Source organism: Evansella tamaricis, from assembly GCF_019042215.1.
Taxonomy (GTDB): domain Bacteria; phylum Bacillota; class Bacilli; order Bacillales; family Salisediminibacteriaceae; genus Evansella; species Evansella tamaricis.
In genome coordinates this window covers 1-17,357 of record NZ_JAHQCS010000107.1, presented here as the reverse complement: position 1 = coordinate 17,357, position 17,357 = coordinate 1, and the positions used below count along the sequence as shown (strand labels likewise).

Below are 17,357 nucleotides of genomic sequence, written 5' to 3'. Positions count from 1 at the left end.
TGCCAGTTGATTTTCGTCGAAGTACCTGGCACCTAATAATTACAAATTAAAAATATTTTTTTGAATTATTTAATATTTATAATTGACAGATTAGGAGAATGCGTCCTATACTATTATTGAAAGCGCTTCAAATCCCGCTTTATTATTTTTCAACGAGGCAAAAACGTTTTCGGTAACCTAGACTTTTTAACAGCAAAAATTAAAAAGTTTATTTTTTACGAAAGGTCTAAAACGTTTTTGTTGAATTTTCGCTCGGTTTCTAAAACGTTTTAGGAAGGAGCCAATTACATATGATGAACTACACAAGTGGAAATGGAAATATTAAAAATTGGGTTCTTTCCGAAGAACAGTTTCATCCAGATCAATTAGGGAAATGTGAATCCATTATGTACCTAGGAAATGGATACCTAGGTTTAAGATCTGCAACAGAAGAACCTTATTTGCAGGAAAAAAGAAACTTGTTTGTAAATGGTACTTTCAATCAAGGGGAAGAGAATGAAGTTACCGAGTTACCAAATCTGGCAGATATGACAAGATTTGATATGAAGATAGACGGGGAACGCTTTAGCCTTGAATTTGGTAAAACGAAAGAGTATGTTCGCCAGCTTAATTTAAAAACAGCTGAATTAACAAGGAAGATCCAGTGGATTTCCCCAAAGGGAAAAGAAATTTGGTTCCAATTTAGAAGATTTGTTTCCTTGCATAATCTACATCTCATTGGAATGAAACTGGAAGTGGAGTCGGTATCACATCCGATCCAGCTAACTATCGAATCAGGAATTAATGGGCAAATGACCAATTCCGGATCCCAACATTTCCTAGAAGGGGAACGGCGTGTTCACCAAAAGTGTGCCCTAGAAATGATTCAAACAACGAAAGAATCAAAGATTAATATTATTTTAAATGCGGTACACACCTTAAGAATTAATGGGGAAGAGATACGGAACGATCCTGAAATGAATATGTCCAGACGAAAAGTCTGGCTGACATATAACGTTGCACTACAGCCTTCTGATCAGTTTGTTTTCGAAAAACTAGCAACCGTTTACACGAGTGTTGATAAGGAATTCTCTCGGTACGATAAAGGTATGTATGATGTGGAATATCAGCTCGATGATTCTATAAAATACATTCGAAAACAAGCCAGCAAGGAACTACAGGAATTACATAATAAAGGATATGAAATGCTATTTAATCAACATGCAGAGAAATGGGAAACCATTTGGAACATTTACAAACTTGAGGTAGACAGTACCGAGTCATTTGACCAACTTGCTCTCAGGTTTTCCTTGTATCACCTGATAGCAATGACACCAGCACATGACGAGAAGATGGGAATTGGTGCGAAAGCATTAAGTGGGGAAGGGTATCGAGGACACTCCTTCTGGGATACTGAAATTTTCATACTTCCTTTTTTCACCTACTCCAACCAAGCAATTGCAAAGTCATTATTAACTTATCGATACCTTGGGTTGGAAAGCGCCAAAAGAAAAGCGAAGGCCAACGGTTATGAAGGAGCGATGTATCCATGGGAAGCTGCTAAACCTTCTGATGGGGAAGTCACTCCAGAATGGGGAGACATTGATATCGTTACCGGTAAACCGACAAAAATTTGGCCTGGACTAATTGAACAGCATATAACTGCAGACATTGCGTTTGCAATCTACCAATATACGAAGGTGACAGGTGACAAAGATTTTCTCATCGCTTATGGGTACGAAATCATCTTTGAAACTGCTACGTTTTGGGCTAGCCGGCTAGAATGGTCTTCAGAAAACGGGCAATATTATATCAACGATGTGATTGGTCCCGATGAATATAAGGAGCATGTCAATAACAACGCTTACACCAATTATATGGCATACTTCAACCTTAAACTTGCGATCCGCTTTGTTGATCAATTAAAGCAAGACGACAAAAAAAGATTCTTACAAATGGACAAAAAGCTAGATTTAAACAATCACTATCTTAACTGGCTCGAAAAAGCTGAAAAACTCTACCTGCCAGAACCGCGGGCAAAAGATCATGTCATACCACAGGATGACACCTACTTGAGTTTAAAGGAACTTGATTTGTCCAAGTATAAAAACCAAGATTCTGTCAGGGGAATTTATAAAGATTATAATCCGGAACAAATTAATCACTTTCAAGTAACGAAGCAAGCCGATACACTTCTGATATTTTACTTATTGGAGCAAACTTTTTTAGCTGATGATGAAAGACTATCCCAACAGGTGAAATCAGCAAACTTTCATTTTTATGAACCAAGAACACTCCATGATTCTTCCTTAAGTCTTTCTACTCATGTCATTCTTGCCTGTGACTTAGGGAAAGTTGATTTAGCCTATGAAATGTTTACCAAATTATGTGAAACGGACTTAGGTCCTTCTATGGATACATCTAATGAAGGGATTCATGCGGCATCTATCGGAGGGATGTGGACAGCAGCTGTCTTTGGCTTTGGGGGTGTACGTCTTTATCAGGAAGAACTCAGAATCAATCCCCAACTCCCGACGCAATGGAAACAATTGAAATTCGTCTTTCATTGGAGAGGCCATCCATTGCATATTACGATAACAAAATCTACCCTCCGTGTGGAAGCATCAACCATGGAGAATATCCGTTTCCGAGTTTTTGAAAAGGCATTTACCTTTAGGGAATCTATTGAAATCCCATTGGAAAAAGGAAGTCTACTATCTTACTAGGTTAGTAATGGATGAATTTCATCCAAAAATATAAAGGGGGCACTATCAATGAAGTTTTGGAAAACGATTTTAGCATTACTATTAGTTACATCTTTATTCTTTTTAGCAGCATGTGGTGGCGAAGATGAAGAGGCAGGAACAGACGATGGAGGAGGTCAAGATACAGAAGAACCGGCAGAAGACAATACCGATGATTCTGGAGATACAGGTAGTGACACTGATGGAGAAACGGTTGACAAAATTACTATTTTCCAAAGTAAGGTTGAAATAACAGAAGAATTAGAAGAGTTGGCTAAAATTTATGAGGAAGAAACAGGAGTGGAAGTGGAAGTTTGGGGAACAACAGGTGACGACTATTTCCAACAACTGCAAATTCGTTTAAACAGTAATCAAGGACCATCGATTTTTAGTCTTCGACACTTAACGGAAGCGATGTCACTAGAATCATATGCTTATGACCTGAGTGATGTGGAATACGCACAATATATTGCTGAAAACATGGCTCTCGAAGTAAATGGAAAGCTACTTGGAATTCCATTTGGTGCTGAAGGTTTTGGATTAGTATATAACAAAGATTTAATTGATCCTGCAGATGTTGCGGATTATGCATCATTTGTGAATACACTCCAAGAATTCGATGGGACGGATGTATCTGGTTTATCATTATCCCAAGAAGGGTTCTTCCTAATTGGGCATATCAGTAACTATCCTTTCTCCCTTCAAAATGACAATATTGCCTTTATGGATCAAGTGAATGCAGGGGAAGTTTCCCTTGGAGATGTGGAAGAGTTCCAGGCTTTTGGTGAAATGTTAGAAGACATTCGAGCTTATACACGCAACCCATTAGAAGTAAACTATGATTCTCAAATTGGTGACTTTGCATCTGGAAAAACAGCGATGATCCACCAAGGTAACTGGGCATATGGTATGTTCTCAGATTATGAGCTTGATTTCGAAATGGGAATGCTTCCTGTTCCATTGATGGACAATGATAGTTTAGCAGTAGGTGTTGGATTGCACTGGTCTGTAAATGCAGAGAAGGATGATGCTGAAATTCAAGCTGCGTTAGACTTCTTAGACTGGTTACACACAACTGAAATTGGTCATAGTTACCTTGTAGAAGAATTTAATACTATCCCGGCATTAACGAACATTGAGGTATCTGACTTTGACCCGTTATCTCAAGCTGTCTTTGATGCAATTAATGAAGGAAAAACAATCCCTTGGTCTCACACTTATTTCCCGGCAAATCTAGTTGTGAATGACTTCGTTCCAGTGGCAGAGAACTTCTTTATTAATGAAAGCCTTACAGGTCAGGAAGTCGTGGAAATGATGGATGACGCATGGCAGAACGCGATTAGATAAATGAGGGAAACCGGAGTAGGAGCGGAACTGACAAAAGAAGTCAGTGTTACCGCTCCATCTCCTCCGTCTATTCTTTCTGGAAAAAAGCCGTCTTGCCTAAAAATGATGGCTTTTTTCTATTAAGCAATGCATGTTGCTCTATGACGAACGTGTATTAAACTTTGTTACTTTTTGAGAAAGCTTGGAGAAGTGAAAGGCGGCGACTCAAGCGGGAACAGCACGAGGTGAAGACACTGCGAAGAATGAGTAGATGTCGGACTTGTGACCTTGTGTAAAAGCGTCTGCCTGTAGTGTATCCAAGCAAAAATTTTGCCTTAAAACAACAATCTATGCGAAAAGAGCCATTTATATACAGTTCCTCAATGATCTTACTGGAAAGAGGGGGTTGACGTGAAACTAAGGAAAAACAAAGGGTGGTTCATCTTATTTACAGTACCACTTCTTATCATTTTCACTACCGTTGTTCTTATTCCATTTGTAATGGGAATCTATTATTCTTTTTTTAGGTGGGACGGGATCGGGGCTAACCCAATGACGTTTGTTGGTCTCGAAAACTATACTCGGTTATTTGGAGATAACCGATTTCTCGATTCAGCATGGCTGACTGTCAAGTTTACAATCCTATCTTTGATTTCAGTAAATGTGATTGCCTTGACCTTTGCATTATTGGTGACTACTAAACTAAGGACGGTTAATGCAGCAAGAGCGATGTTTTTTATGCCTAACCTTATTGGGGGACTAATCTTAGGTTACATCTGGCAGTTTATTTTTTCCGATGCCTTTCGAATCATGGGAGAACTGACAGGATTTGAAACGTTATTTTTCAATTGGTTACTTAGTCCTGATTATGCATTATATGCTTTAGTATTTGTATTTACATGGCAAATGGCAGGATATATGATGATTATCTATATTACTGGGATACAAGGAATTCCAAATGATGTCATTGAAGCTTCCACGATCGATGGTGCCAGTTACTGGGATAGATTACGGAAAATTATTTTCCCATTATTAATGCCAGCATTTACGATTTGCTTATTTTTAACCCTATCCTTTGGATTTAAAATCTACGATGTGAACTTGTCTTTAACCGGTGGAGGACCAATTAACTCCACGGAATTATTTGCTCTCCATATTTATAATGAAATCTTCGGATACAGCAGATATGGCTATGGTCAGGCGAAGGCAGTCGTATTCTTTATCATCGTTGCAGCCGTTACACTATCCCAAGTGTATATGACGAAACGACGGGAGGTTGAAATGTAATGAAAAAGGTCAGTAAATTTTCAAGAGAAATACTACTCTTTTTAGGAGCACTCTTGTTCCTGTCTCCCGTTTATATCATGTTTGTCAATTCCTTTAAAACAAGGGCTGAAATGTATGAAAACGTCTTGGCTTTGCCACAGGAACTGACGTTTGAATACTATGCCGGGGCAATGCACAGAATGAATTTCATAACAGCATTTGGAAATTCCTTGTTTATAACAATAGTATCTATTATTTTTATCGTCACCTTATCTTCTATGACAGCATGGATGCTGGCCAGAACAAATAATAAACTAAGTAAAATCATCTTTATGACATTTATTGCAACGATGCTTATTCCGTTTCAGACAATTATGATGCCTCTTTTACAGTTGATGGACCAAATCATGCGTGCAACGGGAATACCAATGCTCAATACCCGTGGAGGGCTTATATTTATGCACATTGGATTTAATTCCAGTATGGCAGTGTTCCTCTATCACGGTTTTGTAAAGTCGATTCCCAAATCACTGGAGGAAGCGGCAACAATTGATGGATGTACGAAGTTTGGGACTTTTTGGCGGGTGGTTTTTCCAATGTTAAAGCCGATTACCGTTACCGTCATTATTCTAAATGTGATTCAGATTTGGAATGACTTTCTATTACCGTCCCTCGTGCTCACAAGTACAAATCTCCGAACCATTCCATTATCCACGTTCTATTTCTTTGGGGAATTTACGATTCAGTGGAATATGGCGATGGCAGGTTTAACGCTTACGGTCATTCCAGTTGTTATCTTTTATATTTTTGCCCAAAGGCATATTATTAAAGGGATAGGAGAAGGTGCGGTGAAATAGAATATTGAACTTATCATAAGTGAACATTGTCTGTCTGTGTCCAAAGAAAGGGTGTATAGTTATGCAGCGCAACTTGGGGTTTTCTGGATTAATAACAATCATTGCTGATTGGATCATGAAGTTATCTGTCCTGAATATTGTATGGATGATTACTAATTTGCCAATTTTATTTATTGCTTTTCTGATGATTTTTAGTCCATCTGATTATGTATTGGCAGTCTTGACGATCCCTTTAGTGATTTTCCTCCCAATTGTGTTTTTCCCTGGAACTACAGCGATGTTTGCGACAGTCCGTGAGTGGGTGATGAAAAAGGAGCAGCCATCAATTATAAAATCGTATTTAAGTCACCTGAAAGATAATTATATACAGAGTATGTGGTCAGGTTTAGGTCTGACAGGGCTTTGGGTTGTGTGGGCATTGGATTACTTTTTTTTCCGAACTAGGCATGACCTTCTGGCTGTGGTGTTTCTCCTCATCGGTGTATTATTAATTATCTTTACGATCAACTATTTTTGTATAAGTGTCCACTATCATATGGGGAAAAGGGAAATGTATAAGAATGCTTTTTATATTACAGTTGGAAGTCCGCTCCTTTTAATTACTCTTATCTCAGCAAATATATTGGTGATTTATTTGAGTGCTCGATTTTTATTTTTGATTCCTTTTTTTACTGTTTCACTAATTGTACTTCTCTCTTATCTGGCGTTCTATCAATTCACGCTTAAGGTAGAGAAAAAACTGACAGAAACCAAATAAACACGTTGTCACCAAACCATTAGGAATGGGTATAGCTGTATTAAATAAAATCAATAGGAAGTGTGTAAAGGATGGCTACAATAAGAGATGTTGCAAATAAAGCAGGTGTATCCATAGGTGTCGTTTCAAGAGCATTTAATAACTATCCCGATATTAATGTAAAAACGAGACAACGAGTATTTGAGGTTGCGAAGGAATTAAATTATTCCCCCAACCTTGCGGCAAAAAATTTATCTTCTAAAAAGCAAACGGCAATCGGATTGATAGCCTCAGGTATTTTCACAGAAAACAAAAAGGATACTGTTTCTTACGATATTTTCAAAGGCGTTTACACCGCGGTGGAAGAAACAGGTTATGAATTATCAATCTATTTTATTGATTCTCTTAAACAAGAACAAAAAAGTTATGTACAATTTTGCCGTGAAAGAAAGATTGGGGGAACAATCCTTCAAGGTATTCGGACAGATGACAGTTATTTTAAGGAAATGATGGATACGAATATTCCATGTGTCCTTGTGGATATAGGAACAGAGCTTGATAATCGCCTTATCGGTAGTGTCTCTATTGATAATTTCAGTGCCACGAGGGAGGCAGCCCTCTATCTATTGAATAGAAACCACAGAGATATTGTTGTTGTAGCAGGAACCGAGGAAACTTATGTGAATTATGAGCGATTCGAAGGTACAAGAAATGCCTTTCAGACATTTGATTTACAGTTAACGGATAATGATATTATTCATGCAGACTTCTCCGAAGAAAAGGCGTATGCTATGACGAAAACGTATTTAGAGAGGAAACAGCCATCTGCATTTCTCTGTTATAGTGATTTAATGGCATATGGGGTAATGCGGGCTGTGAAAGAAGCCGGTTTACAGATTCCGGAAGATGTATCTATCATAGGATTTGATGATTTAATTATCAGTGATTATACACATCCTCGATTGACGACTGTACGTCAGGACTTTATGGAAATAGGACGTCAATCGGCAAAGTTGTTACAAAAACTGATGGAAAATAATGAAACAGAAAGACACGTTTACGTCCCACATCAGTTTATGGATAGAAATAGTGTCAAAACACTTCCCCCTTATGATGTTAGCAACCAGTCGTCATAACGAAAAGTAGGGGAAGGATGGAGGGGAATGGAATGGAAAAACCAAATATAATAATGGTTATCTCACACGATACTGGACAGGAATTAGGTTGTTATGGAAAAAAAGTCAATACACCGGAATTAGATGAGTTGGCAGAAAAGGGAGTACGGTTTGGAAATTATTTTTGTTCCCAGCCCCAATGCAGTCCGAGCAGGGGGAGTATTTTAACAGGAATGTATGGACATAATCATGGAATGCTTGGTCTGGCACATATGGGACATTCCATGAAGTCCAATATCGAGACGATTCCAACCGAACTAAAGAAGGCAGGATATGACACCTGGTTATTCGGCTTCTTTCACGAATCCATTGATGGGGAACTTGACGGGAAGAGACTTGGATATGAAAATGTCATCGAAGTACCTGGAAACGGGGCAAATAATGTAACAGATCAGCTAGAATCATTTTTAATGGAGAGAGGAAGCTCCTCCGACACTAAACCATTTTATGCGTCTGTGGGCTTTGAAGAGACGCACCGACCTTTCGACCACTTTGAACCAGTCCCTCTTGAATCTGTGGAGGTTCCTCCCTATTTACCTGACACGGAGAAAGTACGGGAGGATTTAGCTAGTTTTTATGGCTCGGTAAAGGAACTGGATCGTGCCATAGGAAGGATAAAACAAATTCTCGAGGAATCAGGGCTGGCCGAAAAAACCATGCTTATTTATACAACCGATCATGGAATCGCCTTTCCACGGGCAAAAGGAACGTTGTTTGATGCGGGGTTAGAAACTGCACTCATTATGCGTCTTCCAAAGGGAATGACAAATGGGGGCAGAGTACAGAATGAATTATTGTGTAACATCGATTTAATGCCCACGCTAGTGGATATTGCAGGTGGGAAGATCCCCGAGGGAATTGACGGAGTGAGTTTCCTTCCATTATTAAAGGAAGAATCTTACGAAGAAAGGGAGAGCTTCTTCTGTGAACTTTCCTGGCATGACCGTTACCATCCCATGCGCGGAATACGCACGAAAGAATTTAAATATATCCGAAACTTTGAAAAGGGTCCGAAAGTTTACCTCCCGTTAGATATTCATGAAAGCCTTTCAGGTCAGGAGGTAAGAGACGATTATTATGTTGCCAATAGTGTGGAAGAACTTTACGATCTTAAAGGTGATCCATTGGAAGAAAATAATGTGGCAGGACTAGAATCTTATCGTGATGTTCTCCTGGATCTACGGGGACGAGTAGAGCGGTGGATGAAAGAAACGAATGATCCATTACTGGAAGGGTCAATTCCTGGAGAAGAAGCACCTGGGTGGAAAAGGGAAGATGAGGCAGGTAACACCTTCTTTACCCGGAATAAATAATAGTTTGATTAAATTAGATAACTAGAATACTAGAAAGGATTTGTGGCATGACCGTTTTCCCAAAAGCATTTATTTTTGATTTAGATGGTGTGATTACAGATACGGCAGAATTTCATTTTTTGGCTTGGCAAAAATTATCATCAGATTTAGGTATCACGATTAATCGGGAATTTAATGAACAACTAAAGGGCATTGGCAGAATGGAATCCTTGGAGCGAATTCTTTCTTTAGATGTTCGTTTCGAAAATCTTTCCTTTGAAGAGAAGGAAAGAATTGCATCGAGAAAAAATGAGTATTACCAAGCATTTATTAAAACGATCCAACCGGATGACATCCTCCCCGGTATCCTGCCTCTTTTGACCGAGATTAAAGAGAATAAGATATACATTGCTTTAGGGTCTGCCAGTAGAAATGCAACAAAAATCTTGGAACAGCTTCACTTGACTAGTACGTTTGATTTTGTTGTAAATGCTGCGAGTGTCTCTAAAGGGAAGCCGGACCCGGAAACCTTTTTAACTGCAGCGAATGCCTTAAATGTCCCAAATGCGGACTGTATTGGAATAGAAGATTCCGCTGCAGGAATTAATGCAATTAATGGGGCAGGCATGTTTTCTGTAGGAGTAGGAAATCAAACACATCTGCACAAGGCACATTACCTTGTTGACGAAACCTCCCTCTTAACATTTGAGGACATCATCCAGCAATATACGGACTGGAAAAATTAACTGTGGGGGCTAGTTTAATGACTTGGAAAATAACAAACCAGTCACTGGATAATCACCAATTATTGGTAGATGAAAGCCTTTTTTCATTAGCAAACGGATATTTAGGTGTCCGTGGTAATTTTGAAGAGGGCTATTCAGATAAAATGGCATCTATTCGAGGAGCATATATCAATGCATTTCACGATGAAACGGAAATTACCTATGGGGAAAAACTCCATGCCTTTCCCGAAACACAGCAAAAAATATTAAATATTATCGATTCACAGACAGTGCTGCTTTACCTTGATGGAGAACGTTTTTCCTTGTTTAGTGGAGAAATTTTATCTTATGAAAGGAACCTCCACATGGATAAAGGATATGGGGAGAGGATCATTCACTGGAAATCTCCAAATGGTAAGGAAGTAGTTCTTCACTTTAGAAGATTAGTATCGTTTGTAACAAAAGAGTTGTTTGCAATAGACTTGGAAGTGAAGCCTGTTACACCGGTGGAAAAAATCGAAATTGTCTCTATTGTAGAGGGAGATGTTAGTAATTTTGTTGACAAATCGGATCCGAGAGTGGCTTCAGATCATGCGAAACGTCTGTTTGTATCTGAAGTATATGAACATGAACATTATCATATTTTGAAGGCTACAACGTATTCCAGTAAGTTTGATGTAGCTTGTGTAACAACAACTAACGTGGACCAAAACTATTCTTATAAAAGTACTGTTAAAAAAACAAGCACGGAAGAAGTTTATGAAGTTTCGGGAGATTCTTCTTTCCGTTTTACTAAGTTAAATATCTATACTGATACAATGCGTCATGGCGATAATGTGGTGGAACAGGGAATTAAAATTCACAAGGAAATAAAAAAGGAAACCTTTGAAGATCTTCTAAAAAAGCAAGAAAACTATTTGACTGATTATTGGAAGAAAGCAGATATCGTCATCGATGGAGATAATAAAATACAGCAGGGAATTCGGTTTAATTTATTCCACCTTTTACAGGCAGCAGGCAAAGATGAATTCAGTAACATTCCTGCCAAGGGGCTTTCAGGAGAAGGGTACGAAGGGCACTATTTTTGGGATACGGAGATTTATATGAACCCCGTATTTCTAATGACGAACCCAGAACTTGCAAGAAGTCTACTGTTGTACCGATACTCCATTTTAGACTATGCCAGACAGAGGGCGAAAGAAATGGGCCATGCTAAAGGGGCACTATTTCCTTGGCGTACCATTTCAGGAACAGAATGTTCTGCCTTTTTCCCAGCAGGCACTGCCCAATATCATATAAGCGCAGATATTGCTTACGGCTTTATTCAATATTACTTAGTGACTGGGGATGGGGAATTTCTAAAACAATACATGGCAGAGGTTTTATTCGAAACAGCTAGATTGTGGATCGAAGTTGGCCATATGTATCAAGGTGAATTCCGGATTGATAATGTAACTGGACCTGATGAATACACGTGTATCGTCAATAACAATTACTATACGAATGCAATGGCGAAACACAATCTATTATGGGCAGAAAAAGCATATCACATACTTAAGGAAACAGACCCTGTGCGGTTAACTGAATTAACGGAATCCATTCATTTAACAGCAGAAGAAGTCCGCCAGTGGAAAGTGGCAGGAATGGCGATGTATCTTCCATTTGATCAGGAATTACGGATAAACGCCCAAGATGATTCTTTTTTAAGGAAAGCCCGTTGGGACTTTGAAAAATCAGATGAAGGAAAAGGGGCACTGCTGGTACGCTATCACCCCCTCACGTTGTACCGTTATCAGGTTTGTAAGCAAGCGGATACTGTACTGGCTCATTTTCTACTGGAAGGGGAAGAGGATCTGGAAACGATTCGTCGCTCCTATGACTACTATGAGGAAATCACAACTCATGATTCCTCCCTATCCTATTGTATTTTCAGCATCATGGCGTCGAAACTAGGATACAGTGAAAAAGCCTATCAATATTTTATAGAAACGGCAAGGCTTGATTTAGATAATACCCATAGTAATACAAAGGATGGCCTACATATGGCCAATATGGGAGGCACTTGGTTAGCTATCGTCTTTGGATTTGCCGGATTGCGGATTGCGGAAGAGGGAATTACATTACGCCCCTCCTTACCGAAACAATGGCGTTCCCTCCAATTTTCCTTATCTTATAGGGGGCGTCTTGTGAGAGTACAACTTGAGAAGGATCAGGTGACTTACTCTTTAACTGAAGGAGATATATTGTCCATCACTCACTGCGGGGAAAAACAGGAATTACATCCGAATCAAGATCTGGTCATCCCCAACTGATAAGGAGTAAGAGGTTAGCATCACATCAATCAAAACTCCTCTGAATCTGTTGTGTAAAACTTTATTAGTTCAATAATGGATGCCATCTGTTATGATTGTCCTAAAGTAACAGGGGGATTGGAATATGTCTGAAGCGAAGAAAAACAGCTGCTGTGCATCAAGTAGGGGAAAGGTCAATCATAATAACCCCCTTCCATCGAACGAAAGGGAACGGGTCCTTCTTGATTATGGTGAAAAGTGTCATTTCCAGTCTGATAACATGGACATCTTTCCCCGTGTCAAAAAACTAGTTGGGAAAGATAAAATGGTCTATGTTCCAGGTGGGAAATTTTTGATGGGGACCGAAGTGAAAAATGGATTTCCAACCGACGGAGAGGGTCCAATACGGGAAGTAACCATTGATTCTTTTTATATGGACGCTTATGCTGTTACGAATCGGGAATTCCATGCATTCATTAAAGATACTGGATACGTAACGGAAGCGGAGCGATTTGGCTGGTCATTTGTATTTTATCAGCTTGTCAGCAAGGAAACGGCTAAAAAGGTCATACAACAAGTAGAAAGTACACCGTGGTGGTGGGTAGTGGAAGGGGCAACATGGAACCACCCTGAAGGCCCAGATTCGACGATAGAAGGAAGATGGGATCACCCGGTGATTCATGTCTCATGGAATGATGCCGAAACATATTGTGAATGGGCAGGAAAGCGCCTGCCAACAGAAGCGGAATGGGAATATGCAGCCCGAGGTGGCTTGGAACAGAAGCTTTATCCATGGGGAGACGATCTTAATCCTAGTGGAAAACACTATTGTAACATCTGGCAAGGACAGTTTCCCGGGAAAAATACGCTTGAGGATGGTTACCTTGGAACGGCTCCCGCCAAATCATTCCCCCCAAATAACTTCGGATTATTTAATGTGGCAGGAAATGTGTGGGAATGGTGTTCAGACTGGTTCACGAACCAGTCTGAAAATCGTGGGGGAAGTGAAAATCCACAAGGTCCGGCAACCGGAGATAGTAAGGTGATGCGGGGAGGTTCTTATCTCTGTCATCATTCCTATTGTAACCGTTACCGAGTGGCAGCACGTACTTCCAATACTCCTGATAGCTCCACTGGCAATATTGGATTCCGCTGTGCTGCAAATGAATAAGAAAAGCGTAAGCGCCTATGAACACGAGCGTAGGGCAGTGGAGGAATGACAACTAGAAGTCCGCTCTTTGACTTCGGTTGTCAGTTCCGAAGTGTCCCGTAGCGAGTAGGAAGCAACTGAAAAAGTTTAAAACCACTTTTTCAGTTCCTTTTATTTGTATGGCAATGGCTGCGCTCGTCGCTCGCATGATAGGAGAAAACCACTCCTATCAAGCTTTTAAAGATTGCGACGGCTACGCTCATTGCTTAGGGACTGTAAAAGTGGAAAAGCACCACTTTTTCAGTTCCCATGCGAGTAGGCGCTGGAGCTAGACAACGATAAGAAAACTTATACTTTCTTATCTCTTAAAAGAAAAATCCCCTGTAAGCTATTTTTGGGGCTTACGGGGGATTTTTTGTTAAAACCTGGCTCTACATTTATGCTACCTGTTTCATAAGATTTGTGACAAAAACAGCTTTGTCCGATCATGCTGCGGGTTGTCAAATAGTTCAGATGGAGTACCAGTTTCGATGATTTCTCCAAAATCGAATAGGACAATTCTATCGGCCACTTCTCTTGCGAAATTCATCTCATGGGTAACAACAACCATTGTCATTCCAGTTTTCGCTAACTCTTTCATAACATCTAAAACTTCCTTAATCATTTCAGGATCCAATGCAGATGTTGGTTCATCAAACAGCATGATTTTTGGCTGCATCGCCAATGCCCTTGCAATGGCAACACGCTGTTGTTGTCCCCCTGAAAGTTGCCCTGGATATTTGTTTGCCTGCTCTGGAATCCCCACACGCTCCAAAAGTTCCAATGCGATTTTTTCCACTTTATCCTTTGGCCACTTTCTAACCCAAATTGGTGCTAACATAATATTCTTTAAGATTGTCATATGTGGAAAGAGATTGAATTGTTGAAAAACCATTCCCGTTTCTTTTCGGATTGTTTCAATATCACTAGTGTCGTTAGATAATGTTGTCCCATCAACCGTAATTGTACCTTCTTGAATTTCCTCTAAGGCATTTAATGTACGGATAAATGTTGACTTTCCTGAACCAGAAGGACCTAGGACAACAAGAACTTCCCCTTTTTTCACGTTAAGGTTCACATTCTTAAGAACATGGAGATCTCCAAACCACTTATTTAAATTCTTGCATTCAATAATATTTTCCCGTTCTGCTAGAGGAGTGCTGTCATTAAATTCTTCTAACATTGTAATTCCCCCTTCATTTTTTCACTCTTCACAGCTAGCGTTTCCCTACTCCGAGAGAGTTTTCAATGCGACGACTGGAGTAGGATAGCATATAACAGAAAACAAAAAATATAGCTGCTACAAAAAGAAACAATTCCATTTGTTTTCCTAAATATTCCGGATTCTGAGAAATGGTTTTTGCCATTCCTAAGATATCTATTAATCCAACAATAGTTACGAGGGAGGTATCTTTAAAAATAGCGATAAACTGCCCTACCATTGCAGGAATAACTGTTCTTAATGCCTGTGGCAATATAATGAAAAACGTCATGAGGGAAGAATTGAACCCAAGTGCGTGGGAGGCTTCAAATTGTCCTCGAGGTATTGATTGTAATCCCCCTCTCACATTTTCCGCTAAATATGCTGCATTAAATAATGTCATACCAATCATGGCTCGAACGACATTGTTAAATTCCAGGCCTTGCCCCAAAAATAGTGGCAGCATGATTTGGGCAACAAATAGGATTGTAATTAATGGTATCCCGCGAATGAACTCAATGTACCCAATACAAAAATATTTAACAACCGGTAGTTTACTTCTTCTTCCTAATGCCAGTAGTACGCCAATTGGGAAAGAGAAGACAATCGAAACAATGGCAAGCAATAATGTCAATAAGAAACCGCCACAAAGATTTGTACCGACTTTTGTTAAAATATCAAACCCATTTAATAGAAAGATTGTAATTGGAAAAAGAAGAAACCAACCTAATAGGATTGTTTTTTTAATAGGGAGTTTCTTTCCCCCATAGTATCCAGCAACTAAAAGGACGACACCAGTAAAATTCCAGATTCTTGATTCTATTGAAACAAATGGAAGCAATCCACTAATTAGAAATAATACAGTAAGAAAGATGGATAAATGAGTAATGGTACCATTCCATATTCCCCCAGAAAAACCTAACAGTATGGAGACAAGTAAGATACATACCCAAACTCGCCATAATTCCACAATGGGATATTGTCCGGTTAACAAAAGTTTAAAATTGTCTGATACAACGCTCCAGTCTGCGGAAAAGAAAACCCAGGTCAGCGTACCTTTTAAAACGAAAAAGACAAGAATTCCTAATCCTATTGTAAATAAGGTGTTAATCCAACTACTGAATAAATTATCTTTTAACCACTCTAAGATATTCACTTTCTTTTTCGGTGGTTTTTCTATTAGTGGTTTTTTTTCATATTGAATTTGATTCATATGACATCACCTCTCCACCAACTGAGTATATTTGTTGAAGATATTCATAAAGAGAGACGTGATTAAACTAAAGGTTAAATACAAGATGATCATAATAATAATCATTTGAATGGCACGTCCAGACTGGTTTAGAATCGTATTCCCTACACTGACGATTTCCGGATATCCGACGGCGACCGCTAAACTTGAATTTTTCGTCAAGTTTAAATATTGACTGGTGACAGGAGGAATAATAATCCGAAAAGCCTGAGGAAAGATTACTAATCGTAAAGTTGTGGAGCTTTTTAAACCTAATGATTGTGCTGCTTCCAGCTGACCTTTATTAACCCCCATAATTCCAGCACGGACAATTTCGGCTATAAACGCAGAGGTGTACATGACAAGGGCAATTAAGACTGCTCCGAAACTAGGGGAGATAACAAATCCGCCAACAAAACTCCTGCCGTTTGAATGGACTTCAGGCATGGACAATAGGAATGGTCCAGATTGTGTAATCCCCATGGGAAGAAGGAACGAAATCAATATGACACCAATGACCCAAAGGGATGGGTACTTTCTTATACCAGTTTCCACTTGCTGTTTCATCTTCCACTTCCATACAAGAACTGCCATGATAATACCGACCAGTACAAAGGATAACCAGATCCAAGTCATTGAGGTAACCTGAATCCATGGGACCGCGATCCCTCGATTACTAAAGTAAATGTTCCCTGCAAAAATATAACTGTTTTCAATAAGTGGTAACATTAAAAATACAGCAGAGAACCAAATAATCATTTGAACTAAGAGTGGAGTATTTCGAAATATTTCCACATATACCAATGATGTAGTTCTTGCAAGCCAGTTGTTAGATAATCTGGCGATCCCTAATGTAACCCCAATTATTGTTGCGAAAAATATACCCAAAACAGCAACTCGCAGTGTATTTAAAAAACCCACTAAAATTGCCCGACTATAGGAATCTGTTGCTGTATAATCAATTAATTTATCCCTTGAAATATCAAATGAGGCTGTGGAATTAAGAAACCCAAAACTTAAAGATAAGCCAGACCTTCTTAAACCGGATAAGGCATTATTAATAAAATAAAAAAAGAAGATTCCTACAATAATTACAAAGATAATCTGTAGCAGAATTGGTTTAATCCGTTTGTCTCTCCAAAAAGGAGTAGTGGGATTCATCTTTTGTCACCTCACAGTATTGAAGAAGGCCTGCTCCCACCGAAGTGGAGGGGAGGCAGGCCTAATTGTTAGTGTTGCTTGCGCTTTTCATTGTCTAGCTCCAGCGCCTACTCGCTGCGGGGCACTTCGGAAGTGACAACCGAAGTCAAAGAGCGGACTTCTAGTTGTCATTCCTGCACTGCCC

13 protein-coding genes are annotated in these 17,357 nt (G+C 39.4%); 10 read left to right on the top strand and 3 right to left on the bottom strand.

What is annotated here, in order from left to right; translation table 11 throughout:
* Positions 1 to 290 precede the first annotated feature (290 nt).
* From KS419_RS13080 to KS419_RS13035, 10 genes are all read left to right on the top strand, one after another.
* Positions 291 to 2,705: a glycoside hydrolase family 65 protein gene (locus KS419_RS13080; RefSeq protein ID WP_217066854.1), complete on the top strand. Its 2,415-nt coding sequence runs from the start codon at positions 291 to 293 to the stop codon at positions 2,703 to 2,705.
* Between the two features lie 48 nt (positions 2,706 to 2,753).
* Positions 2,754 to 4,070 carry an ABC transporter substrate-binding protein gene (locus KS419_RS13075; RefSeq protein ID WP_217066853.1) on the top strand — a complete coding sequence of 439 codons (1,317 nt, stop codon included), beginning with the start codon at positions 2,754 to 2,756 and terminating at the stop codon, positions 4,068 to 4,070.
* Positions 4,071 to 4,460: 390 nt separating this feature from the next.
* Positions 4,461 to 5,336 (top strand): carbohydrate ABC transporter permease, encoded by an 876-nt coding sequence (locus KS419_RS13070; RefSeq protein ID WP_217066852.1) that lies wholly within the window; start codon positions 4,461 to 4,463, stop codon positions 5,334 to 5,336.
* A complete protein-coding gene (locus tag KS419_RS13065; protein ID WP_217066851.1) occupies positions 5,336 to 6,172 on the top strand; it encodes a carbohydrate ABC transporter permease in 837 nt (278 codons plus the stop codon). Before KS419_RS13070 ends, KS419_RS13065 begins: the two co-directional genes overlap by 1 nt.
* A 61-nt stretch (positions 6,173 to 6,233) precedes the next feature.
* Entirely contained in the window at positions 6,234 to 6,929 is a 696-nt protein-coding gene (locus KS419_RS13060) for a YesL family protein (protein WP_217066850.1), read from the top strand.
* Between the two features lie 71 nt (positions 6,930 to 7,000).
* Positions 7,001 to 8,044, top strand: a complete 1,044-nt coding sequence (locus tag KS419_RS13055) for a LacI family DNA-binding transcriptional regulator (protein ID WP_217066849.1) — start codon at positions 7,001 to 7,003, stop codon at positions 8,042 to 8,044.
* 32 nt (positions 8,045 to 8,076) lie between these two features.
* On the top strand, positions 8,077 to 9,396 hold the full coding sequence (locus KS419_RS13050) for a sulfatase family protein (protein ID WP_217066848.1): 1,320 nt from the start codon (positions 8,077 to 8,079) through the stop codon (positions 9,394 to 9,396).
* 47 nt (positions 9,397 to 9,443) lie between these two features.
* On the top strand, positions 9,444 to 10,121 hold the full coding sequence (gene pgmB / locus KS419_RS13045; protein WP_217066847.1) for a beta-phosphoglucomutase: 678 nt from the start codon (positions 9,444 to 9,446) through the stop codon (positions 10,119 to 10,121).
* A 17-nt stretch (positions 10,122 to 10,138) separates the two neighbouring features.
* Positions 10,139 to 12,412, top strand: a complete 2,274-nt coding sequence (locus tag KS419_RS13040) for a glycoside hydrolase family 65 protein (protein WP_217066846.1) — start codon at positions 10,139 to 10,141, stop codon at positions 12,410 to 12,412.
* Between the two features lie 124 nt (positions 12,413 to 12,536).
* Positions 12,537 to 13,562: a formylglycine-generating enzyme family protein gene (locus KS419_RS13035; RefSeq protein ID WP_217066845.1), complete on the top strand. Its 1,026-nt coding sequence runs from the start codon at positions 12,537 to 12,539 to the stop codon at positions 13,560 to 13,562.
* A gap of 430 nt (positions 13,563 to 13,992) precedes the next feature.
* Here KS419_RS13035 and KS419_RS13030 read toward each other — a convergent pair whose 3' ends face one another.
* Genes KS419_RS13030 through KS419_RS13020 form a run of 3 tightly spaced genes read right to left on the bottom strand, consistent with a single transcriptional unit; the run spans position 13,993 to position 17,173 of the window.
* Positions 13,993 to 14,763, bottom strand: a complete 771-nt coding sequence (locus tag KS419_RS13030) for an amino acid ABC transporter ATP-binding protein (RefSeq protein WP_246593999.1) — start codon at positions 14,761 to 14,763, stop codon at positions 13,993 to 13,995.
* A 34-nt stretch (positions 14,764 to 14,797) separates the two neighbouring features.
* The gene (locus tag KS419_RS13025) at positions 14,798 to 15,994 is read right to left on the bottom strand and encodes an amino acid ABC transporter permease (RefSeq protein WP_217066844.1); all 1,197 of its coding nucleotides are present in this window, start codon (positions 15,992 to 15,994) and stop codon (positions 14,798 to 14,800) included.
* Positions 15,995 to 16,000: 6 nt separating this feature from the next.
* Entirely contained in the window at positions 16,001 to 17,173 is a 1,173-nt protein-coding gene (locus KS419_RS13020; RefSeq protein WP_217066843.1) for an amino acid ABC transporter permease, read from the bottom strand.
* Between the last annotated feature and the right edge of the window lie 184 nt (positions 17,174 to 17,357).